The following is a 10,123-nucleotide window of genomic DNA, read 5'->3' on the forward strand; positions in this document are numbered from 1 at the left end:
CAAAGATTCGAAGATGTAAAGTTTATTGTGGACATACGCTTCTTTGCCAGTAGTCCTATAAACCAACTTCAACAAAGGAGCTATCCAGTCTGTTGACTGTTAACCGTTGACATTCGTGCGCCGTGGCGTAGTTGACGATTATTCACAATGACACCAGTAGTTAAACTATGCATATGAAATCAAGCAACTAGGCCAGGGTCGTGTGTCACAGGACTATACTGTCCTTTTTCATCTGGTTTTTGATGGCAGCATTGATGGTTGCTTCCCATTTTTTGACCAATATAGGCTCTCCAACCAGATCTGAGAATTTATCACCATCAAAAAAAACCAAATCGCCAATGCTTTTACCATGGTTGTTGATCAATTGTAGCTGTAGGCCATCGACAACTTTTCTGCTGTTTCCTTTCGGACCAACCATACGGGATGATTCTACGACCTTGACTATTTTCACTTCATCCAGATAAATGATTTTGGGATCCATTTCATCTAAATCACCAATATAGATCAGCTTATTCTGATGGGCATCCAAACCTACAAAATATTGATTTCTCCAGAGATCTTGGATGTCTATGTTTAATCCATGACTTTTTGACAGTGCTGTAATTTTATTTGTTCTGTCGGATTTTTCTTTTTTGACCTTTCGTTGGTTTACATAAAAGGGAATAGCAAATGCTACCATGGCGGCCGCAGCCATGGCTATGGAAATAATATCTATATCAAACATAATAATATGGTTTTTGGCAAATACTTTTCTTGCCATTTTAAGAATATAATAGGATAAGATGTCACATATTATTTTGATCCAGAATCAAAACATACGTGAACTTTAGCCAGTATTGGCTATTATACCTTCAAGCAATGAATTCTGGCTTAAAAGCAATAAAAATGGTGTTTTACCAAAAGAAATGTGTGGGGAATTTTATCTCTTTGATGCCAAAAACCAGCTCTATATGCTGACTGGTTTTAAAAATTGAATTGACATAGTTTTCAAAATGAAAGGTGTAAATAGCATTGATTCTGCCATATAACCAATCACCTAAAAATGATGCTTTTGAAGTGACAACCACCAATTGGTCTATGCCGGAAATCAAGGGTAGGTCTCCCGCAAATTCCACTATTTGGGAATTGGAAATATATGTTGATGAATCTCCTGAATCTGAATTATCCGAAACTTGGAAGTACGGCAATACCAGTCCATGGAACATCAATGAGATGCTTAGCGTAATCCCTAAAAATTGCTTTAGAAAATCAGTCATTGTTCGGATTTATGAAGATCATTTTGCAAATATCAAATTGCATACCAGTATTTGAATTGTCCAGGGGTATTTTATCTGTTGTATGGAGTTTCATTTACCCAGCGAAACCCACGATTGATAAGCAGGTAATCAGTCTTCACTTTTCGTTTGGCATTGACCAAGTATTGATTGTTACCAATCTTTGTTTCCATCTTATAACTTCCATCTTCCAATTCTGAAATATAGAAGGAATATGGATCTTCTTGCTCATGATTTTCAATAAAATTGATTTCACCTTCATTCCAAATGTTTTCTATTGTGTAGTATTTTTTGGATTTCGATTTGTTTAAGGTCATGATTGTTTTTCCCTGGATAATTATTTTATCCCAGTGGGCAGTTTCTGCAACATCCGGTTTATCCTCAATCCCAAAAGATATGACTTCATACACACCTTCCCATTCATTCAGATAGGTTCGATAGGATTGGCTGGATACGTGGCCAATGATCAAACTTAAGGGGATTAAACCTACCAAAACTACCTTAAGTACTATATAACTCCATTTTTTTCGCTTTTTAGTCAAGTCATATTCAATTGGCTTGAGACTTACTTCCTCGTGAAGGAAGAAGAAGGATACCAAAGTTTTCAATCTCGGAAGGGCAATCAATACTGAGAAGAAAAGAAGGTGTCCGGAAAAGAGTTTGACAGGCACGTCGAAGGAAAGATTGACGAAGAAAATATTGGTACATACAGCGATCGAAACCAATGCGCCAAGAATGGCTGTTCTTCTAAACAACAATAAAAAACCAGCCAAAACTTCAGAAAATCCCATAAAACCCTTATAAAGATCTGAATAGCCAAAAAATCTCCAAGCTAGGCCCATTGGAGATGATTCTCCATAGGTAGCTTCCAGTGCCATCAGGCTAGGACTTGGAAACTGGCCGTGCAAAAATTTGATAACACCATATGATATCAAAGTGAGCCCTACAAAATAGCGGGCATAAATCAGCATCTTTGCGTAGAATCCCACAAGTTTCTCCTTGTTCTTGGAGAATATCAGCAGTATGATCGTGATAAGAACAGCCAACAAAGAATAACTCAAAAGGGATATGTAATCCAAAGTAGTGTCTCCACTTCCATTAATTTCAATGTGGTTTAGCTCTTGAAAACCAAGTAGATACTTGCCAACATAAAGATTCAGATTGGCTTTGGCAAAGCCAATATATTTGCTGAAATACTCATATGTATAAGGGATATAATCTGCCGGAAATGGAAAACAATAGATTAGCACGTACAAACCCAAAAAGGTCTTCAATCCCAAAGAAAGTTGTCTATTTAGCTCATTCATAGATAGGAGGTATGTTTCTCCAAATTAAAAAAATAATTTGGGAGAATCCTTCTTAAAAAATCTAAACGGTCAAAAAGACAAAATAAACTTGTCACTCAATATCATTGGCAACCACATTGATGCTCATTGTTTCGTAATATGAGCTTGTCCAAGTCCCCTCCAAATCATAAGATGCCCCAGATACTTTTTCGATTACCCGTGCCAAAAACTTCACTTTGATTTCTTTGAGGTGGACAGTCCCTTCGTAGATAAGTTCGGTATTTGGTGTTAATGTATAGCTTTCCGTAGTTTCTATGGATAAAGGGAATTCATAAATGGTCGTGTCAAGCAAAACTTCTTGGCCACCTCCCACATAAAAATAACCTTCCTGATTTCCATGATATCGGGGAGCCATCAGATAGTGCTCTCCAAGATTCATTTCCAAAAAGAATTCGGGCTGGTCAAACTCAAACTTTGATGTGCCCATGATTCCTTCAAGGGGATTGATTTCAATTGGTATAGGATTGTCCCCCTCATTCCTGAAAGTCTGTTGTGGGAGTTCAAATTCCACCAAATTGTCCTCATCCTGCTCGATATGTTTCCACTTCATGTCTGCCAATTCATAGGATTTTACAGGCTCATCAATCTCATCCATACTGTTGCAGGCAAAAATTGAAATAGCAATTATCAAAGAAGAAATAGATGTAAAACGGTTTTTCATAATTGAAATAACGGTAGAGATGGTATTTAGTTTTGGGGTTTGGAAAAAAATTGACTTTTTAAGTTTTAGACTAAAAATATCTTTGATTTTGAAAACTTATTTTTTGTTTCCCGTTAAGAAGATTAAGATTTTAAACATTGAGAACCATGCAGAACTACCTTAAAAAGTGCTTAGCCTTCATTTTTATGCTACCTTTTCTTTTTAGTTGCACCACACATTACATTTCCCAATGGCAAAACTATGACAAAGAGAATGTATTGGCAGATGACGGGAATTTGATGATGAAAAATGACACGATTGGTGTTTCACACGCGTTCAACAGTACTGATGGTACAGTCTTGGTTCGAATAGAAAACTATTCGCAAAACCCAATGCTCATTAATTTGACAAAATCAGCACTTACGATCAATGGGAAGACTTTCGGTTACGTGGATGGAAAATCTACCGTCAGAGGTTGGTTAGACACTTTTGGTTCAGCAGATGGAGGTCAATTCGGATCATTTGGTGGAGAAATTGCAGGAAAGACCAATACTTTGTTTGTTCCACCACATTCCTATGTGGAAGGATCATTTGCGAACATCCAACCGGAAGTCAGAAAAATCGTTGGAGATGGATTTCAAGGAAATAGGGTTGATTATCCTTTGTTTGATACTCCAGCCAGCACCACGCTTTCATTCTATGAAGACACCAATTCCCCCATGAAGTTGAGCAGTTTCATCAATTATTCCTTGATAGACGAGGACAATAGACCAATTTCCACCAAAGTTGTCAACCAAAACTTCTATATGTCAGGTTTTTTTGAAGTGAAAAATATGGGCAACATGGAGCTGAACCGAAATTTGCTTACCAGGGAAGATTTGGGGAGTTATTCCATTTCCAGAGGACATGGTGCGGGGGTGGTCCTATTTTTGGCAGGATTAGTAGGCTTGGTAGTAGTTTTGGCAGATTTGGTCGATGAAGAATAGTCCTTAAAGTATAAAGAATAGATCAGATTCAAATTGAACCACAATTCTATATTGTGTATTATTCTTATAGAAAAAGCCATTCATGTCTCACATAATAAGATCAATAGAAAAGGGCGTTTTCTCCAAAACCAGAAAGGTTTTAGGAAAATCTATCTAGGAAAAATATGTATAATTGGAATTGATATCAATCTTTGGCAGTAATTTCTGACTCGGCTATTTCGCTTTCTTCAATGACTTTTCCAAGATCAACACCTCCTCTAAACAAAAGCATGCCACCAGCGATTCCAAGTGGATAGTTTTTGCTTTGTAAACCGTGAACAAGAAGGTAAGCCCCCGAAAAGATGGATACTGCAGGCTCTATACTTTTCAATCCTTTTCTGATGTTGATAAAAATCATTTTTGCCAAAGATGCCATATTCAATTTGTTTATATGAATAATAAATTATGTATATCCGCTTTCTTACCAGTAGCCACACAAAATGATAAGTTTTAAATCAATTTATGTACTGATAACTTAATGACTGATAGCTAATAACGATTATCCTATTGAACCATATCTTTAATTTAGATTCTGGTGTTATTGAGGGAAATCGTGTAATAAATTAAAATTTTCACACCTAAAGTGAAAGAATATAGGATTTAAATTGCAAATATCCTGCCTAATTATTCCCAAAATGAACATTATTCCAAACTATTTTTCATTGCTTGGTCTCTATTTGATTTTTAAGAATAGCCAGTATGACGGTAACCATAGTTGAGAGCTATTCACGGATTTGACTAGATCGAACAAACCCATTGGATACTTCCATTTCAAGATTCTGCAAAGTCAGGATACCAGAAGAGCAATGCAATTCAGTATTGAAATTGAAGTTTTTAAACAAAATATTTCATTATAACGAAATACGATCTACCTTCGCAGCCGAATTGGTTTCCTATCAGACATAGTCAGGTAGGGATTAAACTGGAATCCGGTGCAAATCCGGAACTGTCCCGCAGCTGTAAGCTCATCATGCTATCTCCAAGTTTTAATGGTCACTTTCTGTTTTCACAGATGGGAAGGCCGGAAGGTAGTGAGTAAGTCAGAATACTTGCCAATTGGATAAATTATTCACGCTTTCGGGGATTGAAGCTTGAAAACAAATGCACTTGTGTGCTATCTATTTGATTTCAAAGTATTTCGTTGAAAGCTATTTGGTCCTAACAAATAGTTTTGATGAGCAAAATTGAACTTATTCCTTTTGGGGATTGGTGCAGGTATTTCTTTATCTTTTCTGTAATGCTTTTAGGCATGTGCTATGCAGGGGAAATTTATGCCCAAAAGCAAAATGCTGGATTGGATACCGGAAAGGTACATGATTTAGATGAAGTAGCAGTACGATCGGAACGCTATAAGCTTGATTTGGAATCACCCACGCCAACCCAAGTTTTGAGCGGAAAGGATATCGAGAAGCTGAACAGCTTTTCGGTCGCTGATGCTATTCGATACTTCACAGGAGTGCAGCTGAAGGATTATGGTGGGATAGGAGGGCTCAAAACCATCAATGTCAGAAGCCTTGGAAGTGCACACACAAGTGTTTTCTATGACGGGGTGATTATTGGCAACGCACAGAATGGCCAGGTTGATTTGGGCAAATTCTCACTTGACAACATTGAAGCCATTGAGCTTTTTAATGGCCAAAAGTCTTCGATCTTCCAACCTGCCAAAGGATTCTTTGCGTCAAATACACTTTTTTTGCAAAGCAGAAAGCCTGTTTTTTCTGGGAATGCAAAATCAAACACCAAACTTTCCCTAAAAACCGGATCTTTTGGATTGTTCAACCCATCGGTGCTTTATGAACAGCGGTTGTCGGATAGGCTGTCTTTAGCCAGCAATATTGAATATGTTACGGCGCATGGCGAATACAAGTACAGGTACAAAAAAGAAGGGGGATACGATACCACTGCCATTCGGCAAAATGGGGATATCAATTCATTCCGAGGTGAATTAACACTTTTTCAACAATTCAAATCTGGTGGTAAGGCTAGTTACAAAGCTTATTTTTACCAATCAGAGAGAGGACTCCCCGGTGCCATCGTGGCTAATATTTTCAGCCATTACCAACGTTTGTGGGATAGGAATTTCTTTGTCCAGGGACAAATACAAAAATCCCTATTCGAAAATCACGAAATGTTGCTGAATGTCAAATACAGCCATGATTACAACCGCTATGTGGATCCAAATTATCAAACTACCAAAGGTGCTTTGGATAACCATTACCGGCAAAGCGGCATTTATGGCTCATTGGTCAACCTGTATGCCATAAAGTCATGGTGGGATGTTTCCCTCGCCACAGACTTTAGCTACAATAGCCTTGATGCCAATCTGTATAGATTTGCCTATCCTACGCGCTTTTCTACTTACTTGGCATTTTCCAGTGCCATGCATTGGGATCGCTTGGAAATTCAGGCAAACCTCTTGGGGGCATACATAGTGGATGAGGTTGAACATTATCGGGGGACTGGCAATGAAAGTGTTTTTTGTCCAGTAGTTTCCATGTCATTCCAGCCATTTGAAAATTACGAAACATTTCGATTGCGGGGCTTTTATAAGGAGTCTTTCAGAATGCCTACCTTCAATGATTTGTACTATACTTTTGTAGGCAACACATTTTTGGAGCCTGAGTTTACAAAGCAGTATAATGCTGGATTTGCTTGGTATCATGAACCCAAAGCTGGTTTTGGCAAATCTATAAAGGTTCAGGCAGATGCCTATTACAACCTTGTGACTGATATGATCATAGCTGTCCCATCAGCAAACCTGTTCAGGTGGACTATGACCAATCTAGGCATGGTGGAAATCAAAGGTTTGGATGTCAGCACCAACATAGGGATGGAGCTTCCGAAAGATGTACTCTTCGATCTGGGATTTAATTATACTTTTCAACATGCCACAGACATCACATCAGGAAGTACAGTATATGGAGACCAAATCCCATATACACCAGTACACAGTGGATCGATCACGGCATCTACAAATTATAAGGATTGGCTGATAAATTACAGCTTTATCTATACTGGTGAGCGCTACAGCCAAAAAGCCAACATCCGAGTCAACCATGTGCAACCTTGGTACACCAGTGATCTGGGCTTGTCCTGGAACAAAACACTGGGAAAATACCACTGCAACCTTGGTCTGGAAGCAAACAACCTTTTCAACCAATACTATGATGTGGTTTTGAATTTCCCGATGCCTGGCAGAAACTATCGATTAAAACTAACTATAAATGTGTAAAATGAAAAAGTACATGAAAACAGTGTATTATCCAATATTGCTATTGGCAATATTAACGTCAAGCTGCCGTGATGATGAAGGCATCAATCCAGTAGATGTCGATGAGCTTCCGGAACAGGAATCCCTGATCGTGAAAGGTTTGTACCTGCTCAATGAAGGTAATATGAACATGAACAAGGCTTCTTTGGATTATTATGATTATGAATCAGGTACCTATAGCAGAAATATCTATGAAGCGGCCAACCCAACTGCCACTTTAGGCTTGGGTGATGTGGGAAATGATATTGGGATATATGGATCCAAAATGTATGCGGTGATCAATGCTTCGAACAAGGTTGAGGTAATGAATGTCTCCGATGCCAAGAGAGTGGCTGTTTTGGATGTCAAAAACTGCAGATATGTCACTTTTGATGGGGCATATGCCTATGTAAGTGCCTACGATGGTGAAACCTCACTTGGTGTAGACAAGCCAAATGGGTTTGTCGCCAAGTTTGACACAGTCAATTTCGAAATGATCAGCAAAGTTGAGGTTGGGAGGCAACCTGAGGAAATGGCTGTTTCGAATGGAAAACTTTATGTCGCCAATTCAGGAGGTTACAGTCCCCCAGATTATGAGAATATGCTTTCGGTAATCGACTTGGGATCATTCAAAGTGATCAAAGAAATCGAAGTTGCCATCAACCTCAGTCGGGTCAAAGCAGATGGCCATGGCAATATCTATGTGAGTTCCAGAGGGGATTACTTTGAAAATCCATCCAGCTTATTTGTGGTAAATACCATTACCGATCAGGTCACCAACCATTTTGAATTGGCTTGCTCCAACCTTACGATCAGTGGAGATACAGCTTATGTGATTGGATCTGAATTCAGCTATGTAACTGGAGATTGGGACATCAACTATTCTATGATCAACACTCAGACCAAAGAGGTTCTGACTGACCCATTTGTCTCCCAAGACTTGATAGACAAGATAAAAACACCTTATGGGGTTGCTGTAGATCCGATGTCAGGCTATGTCTATATCACGGATGTAGGTGATTATGTATCGCCAGGAAGACTGTACGCTTATGACCCAAAAACAAAAAGTACACTATTTGAACAGGTTACGGGTGATATCCCAGCCCATTTCGCATTTGTCTATAAACCAAAAATTGGACAATGATGTGATTATCAGATACATTGACAATAAGTAAACCCATAAAATAATTCTGATCATCGTCAATAGAGTAGCTGGATAGGCAGGAAGCCATGTCTGAATGACAGATTGCATGAAAGCTCGAACGCATAATCAATAATACAACAAACCAAAAAAATGAAAAAATCACTACGATTGCTAGCAATGATATTGCTGATTTCATCCTGCATGGATGACAACCAACATCCTGACACAGCAAGAATACCTGAAATCACTATCAATGAACCGGAGAATGGCTTCAACCTGAACAAAATGTCCTGGCTCAGAATCGAGCCCAATGTGGCTTTTGGAGACAATGCCACCTATGAGTGGTCATTGGAAGGGGAAGCAATTGCTGAAACCAAGGACTTAATGCATGTATTTGCAGAACCTGGTGATTACCTACTCAAGTTGACAGCATCCAATGAAACAGGATCTTCTTCCGAGGAGGTATCTGTCTTTGTAGGAGATACTACCTATACCAACAATTTGACTAGACTTATCGAATTCCTGCCTGCACCAGGACAGTTTGTAAACAAAATGCCACAATGGTCTGAAGGTGTGTCTGCAGACAGTGTCCTGAAGACTGCCGAATCCCTGCTGAAAAACAATTCAATTGTCAGTCTTGGGAGTTTTGGAGGATATGTTACCATGGGTTTTGACCATACGGTAGTCAATCGGGAAGGCAATGATTTTGTGGTATTGGGAAATGCTAATCCAAGTTGGGCAGAACCAGGGATTGTCATGGTGTCTTATGATGCCAATGGAAATGGTCTGGCAGATGATGAATGGTATGAAATCTATGGTTCAGATCACTCCAGGGATGGTGTCATCAAGGGATATGAAATCACCTATTTCAGGCCATCCACTGAACCTGAAAATCCAAACGAGCAAAATTACATCGCTTGGGAAGACAACCAAGGGCAAACAGGTTTTGTCCCCAAAAACAGTTTTCACAGACAGACATATTTCCCTGGATGGGCTGAGGACCAAATCACTTTTAAAGGAACACTTATCCCATCAAATATCACCGACCAATCAGGAAATGGGAGCTTTTGGGTGAATCCTCCCTATGACTGGGGATATGTAGACAACTGGCCAAACAATTCGGAAGCTGGTCAGATAGACATCAGTTGGGCACGTGATAGTGAAGGAACCCCAGTTGAGCTAAAAGGGATTGATTTCGTGAAAGTATATAGCTGTAACCTTGCTGCAGGTGGTTGGCTTGGAGAGGTTTCGACTGAGGTTTCTGGGTTTAGGGATTTGAACATCCAAGATTGACAAAATATACAACGCTTATTTTACAGGTGCTTAAAACAACTTAATATGTATATACGGAATGATGCCAGTAATGTAGTAATCCTACTAACCTGAGTTCGACTATTCTCACTTTGTCAACCTGCCTGCCGGCAGGCAGGAACGGTTTTAAATG

Annotated in this window: 9 protein-coding genes and 1 riboswitch; of the genes, 4 read left to right on the plus strand and 5 right to left on the minus strand. The window is 39.1% G+C overall.

Annotation, left to right across the window (positions count from 1 at the left end; genetic code table 11):
* Positions 1-205: 205 nt before the first annotated feature.
* The 4 genes from ACFSKL_RS14490 to ACFSKL_RS14505 form a co-directional block, all read right to left on the minus strand.
* Positions 206-760, minus strand: coding sequence for a hypothetical protein (locus ACFSKL_RS14490; protein ID WP_376887034.1), 555 nt, complete (start codon positions 758-760; stop codon positions 206-208).
* A gap of 133 nt (positions 761-893) precedes the next feature.
* Complete coding sequence (locus tag ACFSKL_RS14495; protein WP_376887035.1) at positions 894-1,256, minus strand: hypothetical protein; 363 nt, start codon at positions 1,254-1,256, stop codon at positions 894-896.
* A gap of 71 nt (positions 1,257-1,327) precedes the next feature.
* Entirely contained in the window at positions 1,328-2,581 is a 1,254-nt protein-coding gene (locus ACFSKL_RS14500; RefSeq protein WP_376887036.1) for a hypothetical protein, read from the minus strand.
* Positions 2,582-2,672: 91 nt separating this feature from the next.
* Positions 2,673-3,281, minus strand: coding sequence for a hypothetical protein (locus tag ACFSKL_RS14505; protein WP_376887037.1), 609 nt, complete (start codon positions 3,279-3,281; stop codon positions 2,673-2,675).
* Between the two features lie 146 nt (positions 3,282-3,427).
* Here ACFSKL_RS14505 and ACFSKL_RS14510 point away from each other — a divergent pair, with 146 nt between their 5' ends.
* A complete protein-coding gene (locus ACFSKL_RS14510) occupies positions 3,428-4,246 on the plus strand; it encodes a hypothetical protein (RefSeq protein ID WP_376887038.1) in 819 nt (272 codons plus the stop codon).
* A 184-nt stretch (positions 4,247-4,430) separates the two neighbouring features.
* Here ACFSKL_RS14510 and ACFSKL_RS14515 read toward each other — a convergent pair whose 3' ends face one another.
* A complete protein-coding gene (locus ACFSKL_RS14515; RefSeq protein ID WP_376887039.1) occupies positions 4,431-4,661 on the minus strand; it encodes a hypothetical protein in 231 nt (76 codons plus the stop codon).
* A gap of 493 nt (positions 4,662-5,154) precedes the next feature.
* Positions 5,155-5,356, plus strand: a riboswitch (cobalamin riboswitch).
* 103 nt (positions 5,357-5,459) lie between these two features.
* Between ACFSKL_RS14515 and ACFSKL_RS14520 the strand changes: the two genes are divergently transcribed.
* From ACFSKL_RS14520 to ACFSKL_RS14530, 3 genes are all read left to right on the plus strand, one after another.
* Entirely contained in the window at positions 5,460-7,517 is a 2,058-nt protein-coding gene (locus ACFSKL_RS14520) for a TonB-dependent receptor plug domain-containing protein (protein WP_376887040.1), read from the plus strand.
* A gap of 1 nt (position 7,518) precedes the next feature.
* A complete protein-coding gene (locus ACFSKL_RS14525; protein WP_376887041.1) occupies positions 7,519-8,679 on the plus strand; it encodes a YncE family protein in 1,161 nt (386 codons plus the stop codon).
* Positions 8,680-8,829: 150 nt separating this feature from the next.
* A complete protein-coding gene (locus ACFSKL_RS14530; protein WP_376887042.1) occupies positions 8,830-9,972 on the plus strand; it encodes a PKD-like domain-containing protein in 1,143 nt (380 codons plus the stop codon).
* Positions 9,973-10,123 lie beyond the last annotated feature (151 nt).

Source organism: Belliella marina (genome assembly GCF_042682445.1).
GTDB classification, from domain to species: Bacteria; Bacteroidota; Bacteroidia; order Cytophagales; family Cyclobacteriaceae; genus Belliella; species Belliella marina.